General features: G+C 63.7%; 19 protein-coding genes. 5 read left to right on the top strand and 14 right to left on the bottom strand.

The window, feature by feature from the left end:
* The first annotated feature begins 405 nt into the window (after positions 1–405).
* The 3 genes from CK486_RS07555 to CK486_RS07545 are packed head-to-tail and all read left to right on the top strand — an operon-like array spanning position 406 to position 3130.
* Entirely contained in the window at positions 406–678 is a 273-nt protein-coding gene (locus tag CK486_RS07555) for an accessory factor UbiK family protein (protein WP_095939687.1), read from the top strand.
* 39 nt (positions 679–717) lie between these two features.
* On the top strand, positions 718–2220 hold the full coding sequence (locus tag CK486_RS07550; protein ID WP_095939686.1) for a YifB family Mg chelatase-like AAA ATPase: 1503 nt from the start codon (positions 718–720) through the stop codon (positions 2218–2220).
* Positions 2221–2251: 31 nt separating this feature from the next.
* A complete protein-coding gene (locus tag CK486_RS07545; RefSeq protein WP_095939685.1) occupies positions 2252–3130 on the top strand; it encodes an alpha/beta hydrolase in 879 nt (292 codons plus the stop codon).
* A gap of 50 nt (positions 3131–3180) precedes the next feature.
* Here CK486_RS07545 and CK486_RS07540 read toward each other — a convergent pair whose 3' ends face one another.
* Both CK486_RS07540 and CK486_RS07535 read right to left on the bottom strand, forming a co-directional pair.
* Positions 3181–4623: a sodium:solute symporter family protein gene (locus CK486_RS07540; protein WP_095939684.1), complete on the bottom strand. Its 1443-nt coding sequence runs from the start codon at positions 4621–4623 to the stop codon at positions 3181–3183.
* Positions 4624–4966: 343 nt separating this feature from the next.
* Positions 4967–6175: a beta-xylosidase gene (locus tag CK486_RS07535; RefSeq protein WP_256574381.1), complete on the bottom strand. Its 1209-nt coding sequence runs from the start codon at positions 6173–6175 to the stop codon at positions 4967–4969.
* A gap of 371 nt (positions 6176–6546) precedes the next feature.
* Here CK486_RS07535 and CK486_RS07530 point away from each other — a divergent pair, with 371 nt between their 5' ends.
* A complete protein-coding gene (locus CK486_RS07530; protein ID WP_095939683.1) occupies positions 6547–7056 on the top strand; it encodes an LEA type 2 family protein in 510 nt (169 codons plus the stop codon).
* Here CK486_RS07530 and CK486_RS07525 read toward each other — a convergent pair.
* A complete protein-coding gene (locus CK486_RS07525) occupies positions 7022–7711 on the bottom strand; it encodes a cupin domain-containing protein (RefSeq protein WP_095939682.1) in 690 nt (229 codons plus the stop codon). The genes CK486_RS07530 and CK486_RS07525 overlap by 35 nt on opposite strands.
* 85 nt (positions 7712–7796) lie before the next feature.
* On the bottom strand, positions 7797–8546 hold the full coding sequence (locus CK486_RS07520) for a TerC family protein (protein WP_095939994.1): 750 nt from the start codon (positions 8544–8546) through the stop codon (positions 7797–7799).
* A 94-nt stretch (positions 8547–8640) separates the two neighbouring features.
* Here CK486_RS07520 and CK486_RS07515 point away from each other — a divergent pair, with 94 nt between their 5' ends.
* Positions 8641–9042: a GFA family protein gene (locus CK486_RS07515; protein WP_095939681.1), complete on the top strand. Its 402-nt coding sequence runs from the start codon at positions 8641–8643 to the stop codon at positions 9040–9042.
* Here the strand turns inward: CK486_RS07515 and CK486_RS07510 are convergent.
* From CK486_RS07510 to CK486_RS07460, 10 genes are all read right to left on the bottom strand, one after another.
* Positions 9039–11009, bottom strand: a complete 1971-nt coding sequence (locus CK486_RS07510) for a DUF4105 domain-containing protein (RefSeq protein ID WP_095939680.1) — start codon at positions 11007–11009, stop codon at positions 9039–9041. The genes CK486_RS07515 and CK486_RS07510 overlap by 4 nt on opposite strands.
* An 8-nt stretch (positions 11010–11017) precedes the next feature.
* The gene (locus CK486_RS07505; RefSeq protein WP_095939679.1) at positions 11018–11338 is read right to left on the bottom strand and encodes a DUF2388 domain-containing protein; all 321 of its coding nucleotides are present in this window, start codon (positions 11336–11338) and stop codon (positions 11018–11020) included.
* Between the two features lie 131 nt (positions 11339–11469).
* A complete protein-coding gene (locus CK486_RS07500; protein WP_095939678.1) occupies positions 11470–11781 on the bottom strand; it encodes a DUF2388 domain-containing protein in 312 nt (103 codons plus the stop codon).
* Between the two features lie 138 nt (positions 11782–11919).
* Positions 11920–13368, bottom strand: a complete 1449-nt coding sequence (locus CK486_RS07495; RefSeq protein WP_095939677.1) for an NAD(P)(+) transhydrogenase (Re/Si-specific) subunit beta — start codon at positions 13366–13368, stop codon at positions 11920–11922.
* Between the two features lie 2 nt (positions 13369–13370).
* A complete protein-coding gene (locus CK486_RS07490) occupies positions 13371–13685 on the bottom strand; it encodes an NAD(P) transhydrogenase subunit alpha (RefSeq protein WP_076423377.1) in 315 nt (104 codons plus the stop codon).
* An 11-nt stretch (positions 13686–13696) separates the two neighbouring features.
* On the bottom strand, positions 13697–14818 hold the full coding sequence (locus tag CK486_RS07485) for a Re/Si-specific NAD(P)(+) transhydrogenase subunit alpha (protein WP_095939676.1): 1122 nt from the start codon (positions 14816–14818) through the stop codon (positions 13697–13699).
* 425 nt (positions 14819–15243) lie between these two features.
* Complete coding sequence (locus tag CK486_RS07480) at positions 15244–15762, bottom strand: type II secretion system protein N (protein WP_141248891.1); 519 nt, start codon at positions 15760–15762, stop codon at positions 15244–15246.
* The gene (locus CK486_RS07475) at positions 15743–18568 is read right to left on the bottom strand and encodes a M66 family metalloprotease (protein ID WP_176481668.1); all 2826 of its coding nucleotides are present in this window, start codon (positions 18566–18568) and stop codon (positions 15743–15745) included. Before CK486_RS07475 ends, CK486_RS07480 begins: the two co-directional genes overlap by 20 nt.
* A gap of 48 nt (positions 18569–18616) precedes the next feature.
* Positions 18617–20875 carry a type II secretion system secretin GspD gene (gene gspD, locus CK486_RS07465; RefSeq protein ID WP_176481667.1) on the bottom strand — a complete coding sequence of 753 codons (2259 nt, stop codon included), beginning with the start codon at positions 20873–20875 and terminating at the stop codon, positions 18617–18619.
* Complete coding sequence (locus CK486_RS07460; protein WP_095939673.1) at positions 20875–21351, bottom strand: type II secretion system protein N; 477 nt, start codon at positions 21349–21351, stop codon at positions 20875–20877. Before CK486_RS07460 ends, gspD begins: the two co-directional genes overlap by 1 nt.
* Positions 21352–21641: the final 290 nt, after the last annotated feature.

Here is a 21641-nt window from a genome sequence, read left to right as displayed (position 1 = left end):
AACTCTCTCCCGTGTTGGTTGACGTGCCCCAGGTGAACCCGCGACAAGTCTAAGCGCAGTGTCTGGCTTTGGAAACGCGCCGCAGCGACCTCTCCAACCGCTGCGACACACCACACCCCTTGCTCGTGACTCGGGGCTTGCCTCGCCTGTTGCACCGGAACTGCATCGGTGCACGCGTCGAGAGTGATAAAGCAGAAAGCTTGCCAGTTCTGAAAAAACTCATTTATTCAGCCAGTTAGGCGAAAACCCTGCGGTGATGGCCAGCCCGACCAGCGGCGCGCGCACCAAAACAATGCACTCGCATCGGCAAAGGCGCTCGAAAAACGTGCGGCCAAGGCGCGAGCGGCTCGGCCGAGCCCCTGCAGTCGCGTGCTACACTGCCGCCCAGATACCCGGAGTCCCATAATGCTGCCGCCCAAAGCCCTTTTTGATGTTCTTGGCCAGCAGGCCGCCCGCCTGTTCAGTGCCGACGCGCCGCTGCCGCGCGCCGAACTGGAAGCCCAGCTGAAAATGCTCATGCAGAGCGCCTTCAGCAAGCTCGACCTGGTCAGCCGCGACGAATTCGACAGCCAGATGGTGGTGCTTGCCCGCACCCGCGCGCGCTTGGAAAGCCTGGAAGCCAAGGTCGCCGAACTGGAAGCACGCCTGGCAGAAAAGCCCACGCCCAACGCCGAGTAAGCATTCCGGCGCCGGCGACTGACGATCAAGGAGTGATCGATGTCCCTGGCTCTTGTACACAGCCGCGCTCAGGTCGGCATTGAAGCCCCGGCGGTCAGCGTCGAAGCACACCTGGCCAATGGCCTGCCCAGCCTGGCACTGGTGGGCCTGCCGGAAACGGCGGTGAAGGAAAGCAAGGACCGCGTGCGCAGCGCCATCCTCAATGCCGGCTTCGACTTCCCGCCGCGACGCATCACCCTCAGCCTTGCCCCCGCCGATCTGCCCAAGGACGGCGGCCGCTTCGATCTGGCCATTGCTCTGGGCATTCTCGCCGCCAGCGGACAGGTGCCCGCCGACAGCCTGAGCGGGCTGGAATGCCTGGGCGAACTGGCCCTCTCCGGCGCAATCCGGTCGGTGCAGGGCGTGCTGCCCGCGGCCCTCGCAGCCCGCGCCGCCGGGCGCGCCCTGGTGGTGCCCCTGGCCAATGCCGAGGAAGCCTGCATGGCCTCAGGCCTCACCGTGTATGCCGTCGAGCACCTGCTGCAACTGGCCGCGCACCTCAGCGGACAAACGCCCCTGACGCCCTACCAGGCCAATGGCCTGCAAAAACAGAGCGCCGCCTACCCGGACCTGGCCGACGTGCAGGGTCAGCAGGCCGCCAAGCGCGCCTTGCTGATTGCCGCCGCCGGCCAGCACAACCTGCTGTTTTCCGGGCCGCCCGGCACCGGCAAAACCCTGCTGGCCAGCCGCCTGCCCGGCCTGCTGCCGCCGCTAAATGAAGAAGAAGCGCTGCAGGTCGCAGCCATTCACTCCATCGCCAGCCATACCCCGCTGGATGTCTGGCCGCAGCGGCCCTTCCGCCAGCCGCACCACAGCGCTTCGGGGCCCGCGCTGGTCGGCGGTGGCAGCCGGCCAAAGCCCGGCGAAATCAGCCTGGCCCATCAGGGCGTGCTGTTTCTCGACGAATTGCCAGAGTTCGACCGCAAGGTGCTGGAGGTATTACGGGAGCCTCTGGAGTCCGGAGAGATCGTCATCGCCCGTGCTCACGACAAGGTGCGTTTCCCGGCCCGCTTCCAGCTGGTGGCGGCGATGAACCCCTGCCCTTGCGGCTATCTCGGCGACCCCAGCGGGCGCTGCCGCTGCACGCCGGAGCAGATCCAGCGTTATCGCAGCAAGCTGTCCGGCCCGCTGCTAGACCGCATCGACCTGCATCTGAGCGTGGCCCGTGAGACCACCTCGCTGCAACCTCTCCCGAACCAAGGGCCGAGCAGCGCCGAGGCGGCACTTCAAGTCGTCGAGGCCCGACATCGACAGCTCGCCCGCCAAGGCTGCGCTAACGCCCTGCTCGATTTGACCGGCCTGCGCCAGCACTGCGCGCTGCTCACGGATGATCAGCACTGGCTGGAAAATGCCTGCGAGCGTCTCGGCCTGTCACTGCGCGCCGCCCACCGGGTCATGAAGGTAGCGCGCACCTTGGCCGATCTGCAGCAGCAACACCAGATCCAACGTACGCATCTGGCCGAAGCCTTGCAGTACCGCCCCACCAACTCGATGCACAGCTGAACAGACACCCTAGCGACTAAAGGAGACCGTCATGCGCTGGCCACTGCTTACCCTGTGCGCCCTGCTGACCGCCCAGAGCGCCCAGGCAGGACCGCTGCGTGACTGGCTCGCGGAACGGCGCGCAGACAAGAAAACGCCATTGGAAAGCGCTTATGGCGATGACCCACGCCAGCGCATGGATATCTATCGCCCCGCCAGCACAGGGCCAGCCCCCATTCTGTGGATGGTCCACGGCGGCGCCTGGCGCACCGGCGATAAACGCAACGAAGGCGTCATCGACAACAAGGCGGCGCGCTGGCAGCCCAAAGGTTTTGTGCTGGTTTCGGTGAACTACCGTCTACTGCCAGATACCTCGGTAGCGGAGCAACTGGCCGACTTGCGCCTGGCGCTACAACATACGCAGCAACATGCCCAGCAATGGGGCGGCGATCCGGCGCAGATGGTGCTGCTCGGGCATTCCGCCGGCGCCCACCTGGTTGCCCTGCTCAATGCCGACATCGGGTCCAGCACCCGTCAGGGCATCCAACCCTGGCGCGGTACCGTCCTGCTCGACAGCGCCGTACTAGACCTGCCGGCGGTCATGCGCAAACCCCACTACCGCTTCTATGATCAAGCCTTCGGCAATGATCCTGCCTATTGGCGCCAGCTATCGCCCCTGCATCAACTGCAGAAAGGGATGCCGCCAATACTGGCTGTATGCTCCAGCCAGCGCAAAGATCAGCCGTGTACAGCAGCCAGGACCTTCGCCAACGCCATGCGGCGCCTGGGCAGTCGCGCTGAAGTCTTGCCACAGCCCCTGTCGCACAAGGCGATCAACCATGAACTGGGTTTGGATAACGTCTATACCCGTCAAGTCGAGACCTTTATCGCCAGCCTCGACGCCGGTCTTCAGAAACATCTGCAGCCCTAAACGAAAGTGGCCCGGACAAGCCGGGCCACTGCATCAAGCCAGTAGAACGCTTAGAAGCTGGTTTCAGCCTTTACCTCCAGCGCACGACTCCCGCCCCACTGCGGAGCCAGACTGCCGATCAGCATGCCCGCCAAGCTGAACAGCAGACCTGCCAGTTGCGGCGGCCAGAAGGCTTCTTCGGTCAACGTCACTTCCAGGTAGATCCAGGACAACAGGCCGAAACCGATGGCCATCAGGGCACCCTGGGTGGTCGCACGCTTCCAGAAAAGACCAGCAAGCAGAGGTACCACAGCGGCGACCAGAGTCACCTTGTAGGCGTTACCGACCATCTCGTAGATGCTGGCATCCGAGTAGAGGGCGAAGGCACAGGTGAAGATGGTGAAGGCCACGATGCTCAGGCGCATGGCGCGCAGGAACTGGTGATCCTTCATCGCCGGCAGGAAGCGCTTGAGCACGTTTTCGGTAAAGGTTACCGACGGCGCCAGCAGGGTACCCGAAGCGGTGGACATGATCGCCGACAGCAGCGCGCCGAAGAACATAATCTGGGCGAACAGCGGCGTGCGCTCGAGGATCAGGTGCGGCAGGATCATCTGCGAATCTTCTGCCAACCAGCGCTGCACCATCTGCGGATCGATCATCGACGCGGCGTAGGTCAGAAAGATCGGCAGCATGCAGAAGCAGAGATAAAAGGCGGCCCCGAACATCGAAGCACGCGCGGCGATGTTCTCGGTCTTGGCCGACATCACACGGGCATACACGTCCTGCTGCGGAATAGAACCGAGCATCATGGTCACCGCGGCACCAATGAAGGCCACGACGTCTTTGGGCTCGAAGCTGTGCATGAAGGTGAACTTGCCGGCATCGGCGGCATGGGCGATGACCACATCGGCACCACCGGCCATGTCACCGATCAGCCAGGTCAGGTAGATCAGACCGATGACAATGATGCCCATCTGGAAGGTGTCAGTCAGCGCGACCGACCACATACCGCCAAACAGCGTGTAGATCAGGACGATGCCAGTACCGAGGAGCATGCCCTGCGTAGTGCTGATGGCACCGTCGGAAAGCACGTTGAATACCAGGCCAAGAGCCGTCAGCTGGGCGGCGATCCAGCCTAGATAGGAGGCGATGATCACCAGCGAAATGATCAGCTCCACATTTGGCCCGAAGCGCTTGCGGAAATAGTCACCGATGGTGAGCAGGTTCAGACGGTACAACGGGCGGGCAATGATCAGGCCAACCAGCATCAGGCAGCCGAAGGAGCCAAACGGGTCCTCGACGATGCCGGCAAAACCCTCTTCGATAAACGTCGCCGGAATGCCCAGCACCGCTTCGGAGCCGAACCAGGTGGCGAACACCATCGCCGCCACGATCGGGAATCCCATGCTACGGCCACCGGCCGCGAAGTCCTTGGAGTTGTGCACCCGAGTGGATGCATAAACGCCGATCCCAACGGTAACCAGCAGATACAGCACAACAAACCAGATCAACATCGCTCTATGTTCCAAAGGCTCTGGCCCGCCGATTGACTGCCCCGCACCATCCCGCGTGCTGGGGGCATTTCAACCTAAGCCGGCAACGTTTTTCTTATGCTCTTTGGGGGCGCCATCAGCGGTACCGTGCCCGACACACCCCAGGGGGGCGCAGTCTCGCAGATGCGTAAAATATGTCAAACAATTGAAATGATTTTCTGCACAAAGCCGATGAACGAGCAGTGCAGCCTAAACTACGCACTCGTCCATCACCTTGTTTTATATAGATTTAATTAATGAAACACCGATCCGGGGGTTAATTATTCTTGACAGGTGCCGACTTAAAATAGCCATACAGCCAGGACTACCAAACCAGCATCTGCAATTCTCGTTCAACTGGAATCGCCGCCCTGGAACCAGGGGCAATATCTCGCGCACTACCCTGCAACGGGTTATACAGCCGACCGGCAACCGGCAAGGGCAGCGTGACGACGCCTGGTACTTGAGACCAGAAAAGCCACAGGTTCTTTCCATCAGCACGCCGCCAAGCCATGCTCAACATGCCAGCCGGGGCATCCGCAAATGCCGGCGGCGTCAGCGGCGTGAGTCGAGCACCTGCAATCTGCAAATAGCGTTTGAGCGCCACAAATGCAGGTTTCTCTGTGCCGTCGAGGCGTAACAGACCGTATTTCTGATCACGCGTGGTAGCCCGCGCATCCAGATCGCTCAGGGCGAACAAGAAGACTTTGTCGAAATCCAGCGCACTCATGAGCGAGAGACGCTTCAGCAAAAAGTCAGCCTGCCCCTGCTCTCCAATCAGGGGCTGCCACTCAACCGGCCCGGCATAACTGGACCAGCCAAACTCTGTTGCCCAAATGCCGCCGGTACCGGCTTGGCGAAGGTACTGATTCAAGGTGGAAGCGTACTGCACAAAGTCCATTTCCTCAGGCCGATCCCCCTCCGGCGACAGACTGTAAGGGTGATAGGCCACCACACTGTCGCGACGAATCTGTCCCTGATCCTTCAGCGCCTGCAGCATCAACCCACCCCTCACTGGCATCTGGCTGTAATAGGCATAGCCTCCATGAACACGCTGAGCAGCCGGGTTTGCAGCGGTCAACCTTGCCAAGCTGGGCTCCAGCAGTCGCGCATAAGCCTGCGGATCCTCCATCGGCTGCCAGAATGACGGCAGATTCGGCTCATTCCACACCTGCCAGGCCTTCACAGTCGGGTAGCGACTGGCCAGCAGCCCCATTCGATCTGCAAATAGCTCAGCAGAAACCGGCGGATACTGATCGACATTGGGCACACCCGCCGGAGCGCTGCTGGCAAATGGAGCCGAGCCCACCAGATACATGAGCGGACTAATACTTTGCTCCTGCATTACGCTGACGAGGCGATCCAACTCCGCCAAGCGCCACTGCCCGGGAGCCGGCTCAAGGCGATCCCAGTGCAGATCTACCCGCACCCAGCGCAACCCAAGCGATCGCCATTTACTCAGTTGCGTACGATAGGCAGATTCGGAAAACCACAATGAATGGGCATTCACGCCGAGAAATTCCTGCCAAACCACCGGCCTGGGCGCCTTGAGGGTTACGGCAGGCGCAGCCTGCACTGATAACAGGCAACACAGAGACACGAGCAGCGACTGAAACAGGCAGCGAGTAAAGCGATAGAACGTACGAGGGGACAATGTCCGGGACTGCATGGCAGCTCTCCCACAGCGGATAGTCACACCACTACAGAAGCAGAGTCACGCCCCATCAGGCAGCGGCAGATGCGGAATTTGCCAAGCAATAGACAAAAAACAGGCGCCAATTTTCAAGCTCAAATAAGTTGGAAATTGCCCGCCATCTGCTTAGTGCAGCAAGCGATAAACCTTCACTGGCCCGGAGCCTCGCATCCTCCTAGGCTAGAGACACACAAAGGAGACGGACCCTGTACATGCAGCACCTTTCCCTACGCGCACTGCTGACTTTGATTGCCCTCAGCCTTAGCGCCTGCAGCAGCCTGCTGCCAGGTGATCCACCACAGATTCAGGTGGTCGGCCTGGAGCCCCTGCCGGGCGAGAGCCTGGAGGCCCGCTTCGCCCTGGCCCTGCGGGTGCAGAACCCCAACAGTCGCGCCATCGACTATCAGGGCATTGCGGTTGATCTGCAGGTCAACGGGCAGCCACTGGCCAGTGGCGTCAGTGACCAGCAGGGGCGGATTCCCGGCTTTGCAGAGCAGGTAATACGCGTGCCGGTAAGCATTTCGGCGTTCTCTGTACTCCGCCAGGCATGGGGCATGGCCAATCGGCAGGCGCAAGAGCGGCTGCCCTACCGTCTGCGCGGCAAGCTGGCCAGCGGCTGGCTGGGCGGTGCGCGCTTCGATACCAGCGGCGAACTGAGCTGGCCACCGGGCGGACCAGCGCAACCTGCTATACCGAAGAGTGAGCCAGCTCCCAGCAGGTAGTCGCGCCGAGGTGGCCGACCTTCACGTAGATGAGCGCGCCACTGTCACTCCAGGGCGCGTGCCGGCTCCAGCGCGGATTGCGCAGCCACGTACCGGCGGGATAGACCCCGTCTTCGTCGCACAGCTCACCCTCGATGACGAAGATTTCCTCACCGCCCGGATGGGTATGCGCCGAGAAATGCGTGCCCGGCGCCCAGCGCACCAGCGCGGTACTGACACCATCATGCTCATGCAGCGGCAGTACCCGCAGGCCTTCCACCAGCCCGGGCCGCCAGGTTGCCTGCGTGGTATCCAGGCACAGCTGCCGGTCGTCATCCGGGGCAAACTGCCAGAGCTTAACCAGCAGGGTGCAGCCCTCACGGGTAAAGGGGGCATGACGGGTGCCGGGCGGGTTGCGCAGGTAGCTGCCCGCCGGATAGTCACCGTGCTCGTCGCTGAATACGCCGCCTAGCACCAGAATTTCCTCGCCACCACCATGCCCGTGGGCCGTAAAGCGACTGCCCGGCGCATAACGCACGAGGCTGGTGGCACGCGCCACCTCGGCACCGATGCGGTCTAGCGGGATGCGCTCGACACCCGCCTGCGGCGAAGGCTGCCAGGCCTCTGCGGCCGTCTGGATAACCACCCGCAGGGAAAAATCGGCATTGATCGACATGGGCACCTCCTTCGATTCATCTTGCGGCGCTGTTGCCGAAACGACAACGGGGCCCGCAGGCCCCGTTGTGCAGCAACATCCGGCCTTATTCGCCCGGAATGTCCTTGCGCAGCTTGACCGCCTTCTGGCGCGCAGTGCGCATGCGGATATTCAGCGCTTCCACGGCCAACGAGAAGGCCATGGCGAAGTAGACGTAGCCCTTCGGCACATGCACTTCGAACGACTCGGCGATCAGCACGGTACCGACTACCACCAGGAAGGACAGCGCCAGCATCTTCAGGCTCGGGTGCTTGTCGATGAAATCACTGATGGTGCCGGCAGCCAGCATCATCACCAGCACCGCCACGATGATCGCCGCGATCATGACCGGCACGTTCGACACCATGCCCACGGCGGTGATCACCGAGTCCAGACTGAACACGATGTCGATGATGGCGATCTGGATGATGGTACCGATGAAGCCCCCTGCCATGCTCTTGGGCTCATCAGCGGTCTCATCCTCGCCTTCCAGACTGTGGTACATCTCGGTACTGCTCTTCCACAGCAGGAACAGGCCGCCGAAGAACAGGATCAGATCACGACCGGAAATGCCCTGACCAAAGAGCTCGAACAGGTCAGCGGTCAGGCGCATGATCCAAGTGATCGACAGCAGCAGCAGGATGCGCGTGACCATGGCCAGTGCCAGGCCGAAGAAACGGGTGCGCGCCTGCATATGCGGCGGCATGCGCCCGACCAGAATGGCGATCATGATGATGTTGTCGATACCCAGGACAATTTCCAGGGCCGTCAGGGTCAGAAAGGCAATCCAGATTTCCGGGTTGCTCAGAATCTCCAGCATGTCGCGATCCTCGGCGAAGCAGTGACATTTTCAAGGCTGCGCAGTCTGCCCGAAGATGACCCGGGAGGCGAGCACCAGGAGGCTGATAACGATGTCGCATAATCATAGTGGTGGCTGCCACTGCGGCGCACTTCGCTACCGCGTTCAGGCCACGCTCGACGATGTTGCCCACTGCCACTGCAGCATCTGCCGGCGTTGCAGTGGCGGCACCATCACGACCTGGGCAACCGTACCGCTCGATAGCTTTACCTGGGCTCAGGGCAAGCCACGCAGCTATCAATCATCCGCCACCTGCACCCGCTACTTCTGCCCGAACTGCGGGGCACAACTGGCGCTCTTCACCACACGCAGCCCGGACAGCATCGATATCACCATCGCCACGCTGGATGATCCCGAACAGGTCACCGTCCGTCGGCATATCTGGGTCGGCACACGCCTGCCCTGGCTGCATCTGGATCCGCAGCTGCCGGAAGAACGCGAGGAGAACTATTAGGAGCCCTTGGCCGCACCAGGCAGAACAATCCCGCCTTTGGCGCGGTGCAGCTCACGCAACCGGTCAGCCAGGGCCCGGGTATTGGCCTCGCCCGCCTCCAGTTCGGCCAGTCGCTGCGGCTCCAGCAGGCGGCGGATTTCCTCGTCCAGATGGTCGCTTAGCTGGCGCAGGCGCCCCTGACGCTCGCGACTCTGTGCCTCCAGCACCGCCCATTCATCGGGTTGAGGCAGACCATAGCCTGCCGGCAGCAGCTCAGCCGGACGACTGAGGAAACCGCTGTTGCCGAGAATCTGCTGCAGCGTGCTGTCGGCGCTGCCCAGCCGTTCGCCACTGCGCCCTTCACGCGCCGCCAGATAACGCTGCTTGAGCTCCTCCTGCGCCAGCAGTAACTGACGCCGCTGCGCCGCCTGCTCAAGCAGCAGCAAGGCCGCGCTGCTGCGCAGGTCGGCCTGGGCGAACCACGGCCGGCGCTCGCGGGCCGGCAGGACCAGCCAGTCCTCGACCTCGTTCTGCGGCACGGCCAGCTGTGCCTTGAGCACCTTGAACATGGCCTGGAAGCGCTCCCGGAAGGAGTCGAAGCGATAGCCCAGACGCAAGGCCTCACGCGGGTCCTGCAGCGGCGTGCGATCGGCGATGCCGCGCCCCTCGAGCAATGCCAGCAGGCCGTTGGGCATGATGCTGTCGAGGTCGCGCAGTTGCGGGTGATCGGTACCGGCGCGCAGCAGCTTGAGGGTTTCCACCGCGCAGTTGTTGGAGAAGAAGTAGTAGCGCCCGTCATAGCTCCAGTGCGCCTGCGCGGCCTGCACCGCCAGCTGGTCGATCTGTGCCCGGTTCAGTCGCAGCGGCACCGAGGCGAGGCTGCGCAGCTCGACCTTGGTGTACTCATCCACCACCTGCCCCAGCGGCAGGATGAACAGGCGTGACGGATAGGCCCCGGTCAGGCCGTCCCAGGTCGAGAGCTGCACATCCCCGACGAAAGCGCGGTAGGACAACACCAGATGCTCATCCAGATCCAGCCGGCAATCCGGCCCGCGCGGCCGGCCCGGCGCACAGATGACCAGACGCAGCATGCTGTGCCCCCAGCGGCTGACCCAGTTGGCATTGGCCTCGGCAAACAGGTAGTCGATCTCGTAGATCCGCTCGGGGTCGAGGCGCCCAAGCGGCTGACGACGGAAATCACTGCCGGCATTCAGATAGACCTGCTGCTCCGCGCAGGGCGCCTGCGCGGCCGGCTGCCAGGCAAAATGCTCGCGGTAGAAGCGCTGCAGCGCCGGGCGGCGGCAGGCGTACTGCGGATCAAGGAGGAAATACTCAAAGTTGACCGCAACGAACTCGCGCGGGTTGCTCAGTTCGTAGTCATCCGGCGAACGATCAACAAAAGCATTGCCCGCCTCGCGTGCGCCTCGCCGTCCCACCTGCTGCGGCCAGCCGGCCAGATCGAGCAGGCGCGGATCATCACTCAGGGTGAAGCGGCGGTGATCCTGGCTGCGGCATTCCCCCGGCAAACCGACCGGGCCGGCCGTTTCACGCTGCAGCCGGCAACGGGCCAGCAGCGTCTTCTGCTCCGGCGACCAGAGACGGGTGCGGTCATAGAGGTGCAGCAGCTCATGCAGAACGGTGGCGAGCAGCTCGCGCTGCTGCGTGCCGTGGCTGCGCTCCGTGCGCTGAAGGGCCAGCTCACCACTGACCAGCCCCGGCAGCAGGCGGCGATTGAGCAGCAGGCGCTGGCGGCCATTGCTCTGCCCATAGCTCTGCGCCGGCAGATCAGCCTCCCAGCGCACTTCGACCGTGCGGTCCAGGCGCTGGCGGAAACTCGGCGGCAGCGCCTGCCGGGCTTCCTCCAGCAACCGCTGACTGGCCTGACGCTCGGCGACGCTCAGGCCCTCGGTATCCAGCCACAGGCGCAGCTCCGCCTGCGCGGGCACCATGCAGGCCAACAGCGCCAGGCCCGCCAGCCAGCGGCGCATGATCAGGCTCAGTGCGCCAGGATGGCTTCGGCCAGTGCCAGATCGTCGGCCTGACGCGCTTCCGGCAGACGCTCACGCAGCAGCTGCAGGGCGGCCTCCAGCTGCACACCGCGAATGGCGCCTTCGCTGGCAACAAAACTGGCCGCGTCCTCGCGCGCCGCCGCCACGACCTTCATGTCACGGATCGAGGTGGTGGTGTCGGAGGTGAAGTCCAGCGAACGATCCAGTGCACGCACGATGATGTTGCTGGTGGCCACCACGCTTTGCGCATGGGCCAGAGGACTCAGAACGGAAACAGCCGCCGCAGCGGCAATCAGCAGAGAACGCATGACGATTCAACCAGAGCAAACCATGAAGATGCCTATTGGACGTGAAGCCCGGCCACCTCGCAAGCGCCCATCGTCCATAAAGCATCAGCCCGCCGGAAGGCGGGCTGACAGGGCATCGCATCGCAGCGCGATTACTGCGCCAGAATCGCCTCGGCGATCTGCATATCGCTGGCCTGCAGCTGCGGCTGCTGCGCGCGGATATGGGTCAGCGCGGCCTGCAGGTGGGCACCACGAATCTCGCCCTGGCTGGCGACGAAGCTGGCCGCGTCATCACGGGCCGCCTTGACGATCTTGTCATCCTTGGTCGACGACGACGTGGAATCCGAAGTCGCACCAATGGCACCGACGATGGCATCGGTGGTAACCACGAAGCTGGTGGCAGAAGCGCTGGCAGCGAAAGCCAGGGTGGCGGTAGCGCAGAACAAGCGGAGCAGACGGGTCATGGAGAAACTCCTTGGCATGACGGGAAGGATGTACTGGCAGACTAGCCAATAGCAGGGTATTTGGCCATTGCGCCCTATCAACAGCCACACACAAAAAACCCGGCACTTGGCCGGTTTTTGTTACTGGAGCAAGAGGTCTTAGTCGACAGCCTTGACCATGTCTTCGATGACTTTCTTGGCGTCGCCGAAGACCATCATGGTCTTGTCCAGGTAGAACAGTTCGTTGTCCAGGCCGGCGTAGCCGCTAGCCATCGAGCGCTTGTTGACGATCACGGTCTTGGCTTTGTAGGCCTCGAGGATCGGCATGCCGGCGATCGGCGACTTCGGATCGTTCTTCGCGGCCGGGTTGACCACGTCGTTGGCGCCCAGCACCAGCACCACGTCGGCCTGGCCGAACTCGGAGTTGATGTCTTCCATCTCGAACACCTGCTCGTAAGGCACTTCGGCCTCGGCCAGCAGAACGTTCATGTGGCCAGGCATACGACCGGCAACCGGGTGAATCGCGTACTTCACGGTCACGCCGCGGTGAGTCAGCTTCTCGGCCAGCTCCATCAGCGCGTGCTGGGCACGGGCTACCGCCAGGCCGTAACCCGGAACGATGATCACGGTGTCGGCGTTGGTCAGCAGGAAGGCGGCGTCGTCGGAGGAGCCCGACTTCACCGGACGGGCTTCCTGAGCGCCAGCCGGGCCGGCAGCTTCAGCCGCGCCACCGAAACCACCGAGGATCACGTTGAAGAACGAACGGTTCATCGCCTTGCACATGATGTACGAGAGGATGGCACCCGAAGAGCCCACCAGCGAACCGGCGACGATCAGCATCGAGTTGTTCAGCGAGAAACCGATACCGGCAGCCGCCCAGCCCGAGTAGGAGTTCAGCATCGACACCACAACCGGCATGTCGGCACCGCCGATCGGGATGATGATCAGCACGCCGATCACGAAGGCCAGCGCCACCAGAACGGCGAAGGCAGTGATGTTACCGGTGAGGGTGAAGTACAGACCCAGGCCGAAGATGGCCAGACCAACCACCAGATTGACCAGGTGCTGGCCCTTGAAAACCACCGGGGCGCCCTGGAACAGACGGAACTTGTACTTGCCCGACAGCTTGCCGAAGGCGATCACCGAACCGGAGAAGGTGATGGCACCGATGGCCGCGCCGAGGAACAGCTCCAGACGGTTACCGGCCGGGATGGCGTCGCCCAGGTGCGCAACGATACCCAGCGACTGCGGCTCAACCACGGCAGCGATGGCGATGAACACGGCGGCCAGACCGATCATGCTGTGCATGAAGGCGACCAGTTCCGGCATCTTGGTCATCTCGACGCGCTTGGCCATGATGGTACCGGCAGTACCGCCGACCAGCAGGCCGACCAGCACGAAGCCCAGACCCTTGGCCGCGCCGCCTTCGGACATTTCGGCACCCAGCTTGAACACCAGGAACACGGTGGTGACCACGGCAATGGCCATACCGATCATGCCGAACAGGTTGCCCTGACGCGAGGAAGTCGGATGCGACAGGCCTTTCAGGGCCTGAATGAAGCAAACCGAGGCGACCAGGTAAAGAAGAGTGATCAGATTCATGCTCATGGTCAGTGCTTCTCCGCCGGCGCTTTCGGCGCCTTCTTCTTGAACATTTCCAGCATGCGGCGAGTTACCAGGAAGCCACCGAACACGTTAACGGCGGCCAGAGCCACTGCCAGGGTGCCCATAGACTTGCCCAGAACGGTTTCGGTCAGGGCGGCGGCCAGCATGGCGCCGACGATGACGATCGCCGAGATGGCGTTGGTCACGGCCATCAGCGGGGTGTGCAGGGCCGGGGTCACGTTCCACACCACGTGGTACCCCACGTAGATGGCCAGCACGAAGATGATCAGGTTGTAGATGCTTGGGGAAATCAGTTCCATGTCTCTACTCCTTAGCCGTTGGTGCGCACGACATTGCCATCGCGGCACATCAGGCACGCGGCAACGATGTCGTCTTCCAGGTTGAGGTGGAAATGGCCTTCCTTGTCGATGACGAGCTTGAGGAAGTCCAGCAGGTTGCGCGCGTACAGTGCCGAAGCATCCGCCGGCACCATGGCCGCCAGGTTGCTGTAGCCGACGATGGTGACGCCGTGCTTGACGACGACCTGATCGACTTCGGTCAGCGGGCAGTTGCCGCCCTGAGCAGCGGCGAGGTCGATGACCACCGAGCCCGGCTTCATCTCTTCCACGGTCGCTTCGTGCAGCAGGGTCGGCGCCTTGCGGCCCGGAATCAGCGCGGTGGTGATGACGATGTCGGCCTGCTTGGCGCGCTCGTGCACGGCACCGGCCTGACGCTGCATCCACGAGGCCGGCATCGGACGGGCATAACCGCCAACGCCCTGGGCGCACTCGCGCTCTTCGTCGGTCTCGAACGGCACATCAACGAACTTGGCGCCGAGCGACTCGATCTGTTCCTTAACAGCAGGACGCACGTCGGAAGCCTCGATCACCGCACCCAGACGCTTGGCGGTGGCGATGGCCTGCAGACCCGCCACACCGGCACCGAGCACCAGCACGCGAGCGGCCTTCACGGTACCGGCAGCGGTCATCAGCATCGGCATGAAGCGCGGGTAGTGGTTGGCGCCCAGCATCACGGCCTTGTAGCCGGCGATGTTGGCCTGCGAGCTCAGCACGTCCAGGCTCTGCGCGCGGGAGGTACGCGGCGCGGCCTCCAGGGCGAAAGCGGTAATGCCACGGGCGGCCATGCGCGCGATGGTCTCGTTGCAGAACGGGTTGAGCATGCCAACCAGTACCGCGCCAGACTTCATCAGCGCCAGTTCGGCGTCATCCGGAGCCACGACCTTGAGCACCAGATCGGCACCAAACACGGTGGCGGCATCGCCAATATTGGCGCCGACGACTTCATAAACGTGGTCGGGCAGGCTGGCTTTCACGCCGGCACCGCTCTGCACAGTCACCTGATGGCCTTGGCCGATCAGCTTCTTGATGGTTTCCGGCGTCGCGGCGACGCGCGTTTCACCAGCGTGGGTTTCGAGAGGAACACCGATGTGCACTTCTAATCTCCTGCGTGTGATCTCATTGATGAACCGACCCACTACGTTGGCAGGCCGGGCGGCTGATCAGCACAAAAACCGCGGGATGCAGGTCATGCATCAGGGCGGGGGCGGCATTTTGCACAGGCGACGGATGCGCATCAAGGAGTTCTGTAGTCGGACGAAAGATCGACTACAAGTCATGCCCCGACCAGAATTTTGAACACCCCACTGAGCAGCAGAGCTGGCGCGGCCTGCAGTCAAACGTGCGTTTCAATCGTTTGATTACCGATCGGGGGCCTGAATAACCATTCATCAGGTCAAAGGAGCAGAAGAAATGAGGAGCAAAGCCGCGATTTCCGGCCGTTTGATTACTAGAAATTAATGTTTCTTATCCAGAGCATAAACCATGACTTATATAGCTCTGTAGTACCGGCCAGGAGCAACTACTCGGGCGCCGCTTCGGCCTCATCAGACGGACACCCGCCCAGTGTAATCAGCTCTTCGGTCGGCACACCGGCGGCGGCATAGGGGGCGCAACCCACCGGCAGAACATCAGCCCGCAGAGGGCCGCTCAGCAAAGCAGCAGGTTCGTCAGGGACCTGGCGCTCCGCGACGACTGCACCCTGCAAGTAAAGCAGCGCCTGCTCCTCGCCCCGCTGCAGCCACAGGTGGTCGCGCTCCACGCCCTTGACCTGGATGCCGCCCGGCAGGCCATCGCCAACCCGCACGCTGATGGCGGCACCGTCGCCCAGACTCAGCATCGCCCAGCCTGCCGCCGACCGGCTGGAGCTGAATACGCCGTGCAGGCGCCAGCCCTCAATACCGGCAAGCGGCCGGGCAGCCGGTACCGTGATAGCAGGCGCGGCCGGCAACAGCGTGACGGGCAGCTGAACGGCGTGGGCGTGGCCGCCGAGGCATAACCCCAGCAGCCAGACCAGCGACTCAGGGCGCCGGGGTTGCACGTTGCTCGGCATAGGCGAAGAAGGCAGGCACATTGCGGCTGCGCAGCAACGGCAGCAGCAGGTTGTCATTCAGGCTCAGGCCATACCATTTCTGATTGCCTCCGCCCGTGCAGCCGTAACCGATCAGCTTGCCGCGACCATCGGTGAGGTAGCCGCCCGACAGGTCCATACAGCTGTTGCCCCGCTTGATGGCCGGCAAGGCGCTGAGATCCCAGGCCTGGCTGTCATTCTGAATCGAGCAACTGGTCAGACTGATGTTGCTTCCGTGAGTCAGGCACAGGCTCGGCTGCGCGGCGCTGCGGATACGCTGACTGCCATCGACCAGCCAGCGCTCATCCAGCGCGCCGGTGCACTGAGCCTTGGCCGCCACATACGGCTGCCAGACACCATTGACCTGCTCGATCTTCACGCAGTCACCCGTGCTGCGGGTAAGGGTCTGGGCGGCCGGCAGCAACGGACTGATGTTGAACTGCAGGTTGACCAGCAGACTGTCCAGCGCCTGACGGGCCGGCTCGCTGGTGGACAACTGACTGCCATAGGCATCCAGCCAGCGGTTCAGGCGCAGCGCGCGGCTCTCCTGATCCCGCAGTTGCTGAACGACCTGCTGAGCCCCGGCCGAGAGCCCCTGCACGTCATCGGCCCAGCTGTCGTACAGCACCCGGGCGTTGCCGCTCAGGTTCAGTAACGGTTTGCCGGCCAGTCCTTCCAGAGCGGTATTGAGGGTGGGCAGCTCAACGGCCCGCAGCGCCGCATAACCCGCCTCCTTGCCCACCACCACGGCCGGCGCCATGGCCGGCTGATTGGTCGGGATAGCCAGCACATACAGCGACTCGGCGGCCTGGCCCGGCGTCTGACACAGCAGCTCGGCGCGGGCCGGCTGCTCATCCTGGGCCAGGTTGACGTGCAGCTTGTTGACCAGCCCGGTTTGCATGCGCCGGCCCGCCAGAGCGATGCGCTGCTGGGCGCCGCCGGCAAAGTCCACCTGCAGCCAGCAGGCACGTGCCTCGCTGGCCACGGCCTGGGACGGCAGGGCAAACACGTTGCCCCAGTTGCCGCGCAGCGCCGGGTAGATCAGCGCCTTGTTGGTCTCAGGGTCGTAACCGCCAAGCAGGGTGACCACCGGCACGCCATGCCGGCGCGGGGCAAGGAACTTGCCGCTGGCGCTGTTGTACCAGACCGAGCCGGGGCTGGCCGGGATAGCCGGTGAGAAATCCACCATGGTGCGGGTGGTGGCATCCCATTTCCGGTAACCGGTGGGCGAATCGCTGGCGAACACCGGGCGGTCGAAGGCCGGCTGAATCCTGATCTTGGTGCTGTAGCCGGTGTAGTGGGTATAGCGCGACAGACTGCTGGCAAAGCTGCCGCCGGCCATGGCATCCGGGGTGAAGGTATAGGTGTCGTCCAGCTCGGCCATGCCGGCCAGGTGGTCGGTCTTGGCGCGCGTCCAGTGGATATTGGCACGCATGCGCTTACGGTAGCTGATAAAGCCCCAGCCACTGTCATGGTGGTGCCCGGCCCAGAAGTAGTCGTTGCCGTTCTGACCGGGATAATGGCCCAGACCGTAGTGGTGGCCGATCTCATGACTGAATTCGTTGCCGCTAGAATTGATCAGCGTGAGCATGCTGTTGCCGCCCGAAAGGCCATGGGTCTGCACGCCATTGGTGTACACGCCGCGGGCATGGTGGGCCGTCACCATCTGCGTCACTTGCGGCTGAACCTGACCACTCATGCCCGAGGTGGTCACCCCCCAGTTGGCCAGGTTGATGCCGATACCGAAGGTGCTCTTGGCGGTGTCGCCACGCATGTCGCCGCTATACACGTCACCCGTTGTGGCGCTGGTTTCGCCTTTGTCCGCGTCGTAAATCACCCCGCTGCTGACCATGACCTGGCGCAGTGTCACGTCCTCGTAGAACGCCGCCGTGATGCGGGCGGCGGGAATGGTCTGCAGGTAGTCGGTGGCCGCCTCGGCCGGGTTGCTGCGGAACCAGTGACTGCCGCCCGGCGGCGTGGTCAGCAGACCGATACGGATGTTGTGGACCACCAGCTCGCCGGCGGCGGCGAAGTCGATGGCACCGGCCGCCAGGCTGCCTTCACGGCCCTGGTTGTCGGTGACGCGCAGCTCCAGGCCGGCCTGTACCCAGTCCCAGGGCAGCACCGCGCTCCAGGCGCGACGCGAATAGACGTAATCCGGGCGGCCATCGTTATTAGCGTAATCGGAGCGGAATATCTCGTCAGGCTGACGCATGCTCAGCACGCCCAGCGGGGCGCCATTACGCAGCACGGTCACCTGCAGGCTGGCGATGTTCGTCAGTGCCGGATCGGGCGTGACCAGCAGCAAGGCTTCTTTCTGCGATGTCAGCCGGGGCATGCTCCGGGCTTCATTGCCGGACGGATCGACACTGTGGCTCTGAACGAACTGCACCATGCCCGGCAGACTGCCGCCCAGGTCGTTGCGCACAGCGCGCGGCGCGCCCGTCTTGTCCTTGTCGTAGAAGGCACGGGCATTGAGTTCATCCACCACGGCGGCAGTCGGCTCGGCAAAGTTGTTCACCGGCGGTACAACCGGAGGCTCCGGCTTGACCTCGGGCGGCTCCGGCAGCTCGGTTGGCGGTTCAACCGGCGGCTCAAGCGGTGGTTCACCAGAGCCACCCGGCTCGTCGGGCGACGGATTAACCGGCGGGGTCACGGGCGGTTTGACAGGAGGTGTCACCGGCGGCACAACCTCGGGCGCCGAACCACCGCCGCCCAACTCCAGACAGCCCGCCAGACTCAGCAACGCCAGCAGCACCACACTTGCACGCAGCATGTTCCCTCACTCTTGTTTTCAATTGTCGTGAATGCCAGGGCAACGCCGTTACAGCGTCACCACCTGCCCGCGATGCTTCGGCAGACTGTCCGGCAGACTGCGCAGGGCACGCTCCGCCAGATCGGCGCGCGGGTAGTTGCCATAAAAGATCCGGTACCAGGGCTGCCCGCCGCGCTGTTCCTGCTGCAGCCGCAGCGGCTCTTTCGGATGCTGCGCCAGCAGCATGCGCATGTAGGCCTCGCTGCTGCCTTCGATCAGGGCAATGCTGTAACGCTGCGCCGGTGCTGCAGGAGCAACGGGGGCTCTGACTTCCTCACCGCCGCGCCCATCGCCCAGGGTGGCCGGGTCCACCAGACGCGGTTTTTCCATCAGGGTCTGCAGCGGCGGCGCGGCAGGCGGCACCTGCGGCTGCGCCACGGGCGGAGCCTGTGGCGGCGTTTCCGGGGCACGCTGGAACAGCCGCTGCGGATCGGCCGGCAGCAGCTGCGGGGCACCATTGCCATCGCCGAAGACGCGGATGTCCTGGTACTTCTGCTGGCTCAGGCTGGCCAGACCGGCTCCATCGCGCACCACGCTGGGCCGCAGGAACACCATCAGGTTGCGCTTGACGTTGCTGTCCTTGCTGGAGCGGAACAGACCGCCGAGCAGCGGCAGATCGCCCAGTAGCGGCACCTTGCTCTCGCTGCGGGTCACATCGTCCTGAATCAGCCCGCCAAGCACGATGACCTCGCCGTTATCGGCCAGCACCGTACTTTTGATCGAGCGCTTGTTGGTGACCAGATCCACCGCCTGCGAGGCCAGACCGGTACTCGGCGCGATGGAGGAGATTTCCTGCTCGATCTCCAGACGCAGGGTGCCGCCTTCGTTGATGTGCGGGGTGACCTTGAGCGTCACCCCGACATCCTTGCGCTCGATGGTGGTGAACGGATTGTTCGCCCCGGCCGCATCCGTGGTGTAGGAGCCGGTCTGGAACGGCACGTTCTGCCCCACCAGAATCTCCGCCTTCTGGTTGTCCAGAGTCAGCAGGCTGGGCGTGGACAGCAGGTTGCTCTTGCTGTTGGCCGACAGCGCGGTAATCAGCGCGCCGAAGTTGTCGTTGCCGACGCCGATAATCGCCCCCTCCGGCAGCGGCACCGGCTTTTCAGCCTGGATCGCCCCCAGCAGGGTGCCGACCGAGAGGCCGGTGTTGCTGAAGTTGACACCGCCCAGCGCATTGTTGCCGTCGCGCCCGTCGATGGCCCACTGCACACCGAGCGCGTCGGTGATGTCTCCCGACATCTCGACAATCGCCGCTTCCACCAGCACCTGAGCGCGCGGCACATCCAGCTGCCGCACGATGGTTTCCAGCTGCGCGACGATATCCGGCTCGGCCAGCAGCACCAGAGCATTGAGGCTTTCGTCGGCGCGGATCAGCACCGCCGGCTGACCGGTACCGTTGGCCGCCGCCGGACGCAGCTGTTCGGAGAGGTCGCTGAGTGTCTGTGCCAGACCCTTGGCATCGCCATGGCGCAGGCGGATCACCCGCGTGTTGGCCGAGCGTACCGCCGGCACATCCAGCGCCTGGGCCAGCTTGAGCAGCCGACTGCGGGCCTCGGGCGGCCCCAGCAGGAGCAGACGGTTGGTGCGCGCATCGGCAATCACCTGGGCGCCGCCGGCTCCGGCCGCCTGCCCGCGGCGCAGGCTTTCCAGCAGGGCCGCGGCCACATCGTTGGCCCAGGCATGGCGCAGGTCGTAGAAGCTGCTGTAATCGCTGCTGGCCCGGTCGACCTGGGCGATCAGCGCCATCAGCCGCTCGATATTGGCCCGGCGGTCACTGACGATCAGCGCATTGGCCGAGGGAATCGCCGCCAGATGACCCTGTTGCGGCACCAGCGGACGGATCAACGGCAGCAGCTCGCTCACCGGTGTCTGCTGCACCTGCAACAGGCGGGTTTCCAGTGCGTCCGGGCCGCTGCCGGTCAGCGCGCTGGCCATGCTGCGCGACTCGGCATCCGGCACCACCCGGGCCTGATCGCCCTGGGTAATCACCGCATAGCCATGCGTGCTCATCACCGAGAGAAACAGCTGATAGACCTCGGTCAGACTCAGCGGAGCCTGGGACATCACCGTCACCTGTCCCTTCACCCGCGGATCGAGGATCAGCGTCTGGCCACTGATGCCCGCCACCTGCTCGACGAAGTCGCGGATATCGGCATCGCGCATGTTGATGGTCCAGCGCCCGGCCTCTTCCTCGACCTGCGCCTGCAACAGCGCGCTCGGTAACAGACAGAGCCACAGCACCAGCCAGCGTTTGTCAGGCCACATCATCAGACCTCCCCTGCCGGCAACAGCACAGACGAGGACTGGCGCTGCAGTCCCAGCCAGAGATCCTGACCCTGCACACGCAGCAGCACGCGGCGCGGCTCGATCGCCAGCACATGACCGTACGAACCCAGCGATTCACCCACGCGCAGACGCCGGGCCGGCTGACCCGCTACGCCGATCAGGGCGGCAGACTGCCGGGCATCGGCCTGGACGAAACAGGCCAGCAGACGCAGCGGCAGCTCGCGGGGCGCCAGCTCCGGCAGTTGCCGGGGCACACCAAAGAGCGTGAGCAGCTGCGCATCGATGGCGGCATCGGCCGGCACCGCCGGAGCAGCCGCCGGCACTGGCAGCGCACCGGTCTGGGACTGCAGCTGCGACAGCTGAAGGGAAAAACTGACAGCACAAAGCAGCGCCACCAGACAGGCAAGCACCTGACTCCATCGACTCAGGGGCGACAGAGCGCGAACAAGGAACGGCATACGGACGACTCAACGGGCACAAGCGCGTCCGTGCGCTTTGATTGATGGCCAGGGACATAACACCCGGCCACTGCAAAGGACGCGGCAAGATAAATGAAAACTGAACAAACGTTCAGCTTTCGCTGCCGGGATGTGAGCTGACACACACTATTGATCTGGAAGGAAAAACAGGCTCGGCTGAAGGCCAAGACTCAGGCAATCTGACGCTGCCACCCGCAACACGCGTCAGACGCCCGGTGCACGGCAACGCTCATTTGCCCCTCCACCCCTCCTTAGGGCGATTGACCCGG

Source organism: Pseudomonas sp. HAR-UPW-AIA-41 (assembly GCF_002304225.1).
Taxonomy (GTDB): Bacteria; Pseudomonadota; Gammaproteobacteria; order Pseudomonadales; family Pseudomonadaceae; genus Aquipseudomonas.
The sequence above is the reverse complement of the archived record's forward strand: the minus strand, read 5'-3'. Positions and strand labels throughout refer to the sequence as shown.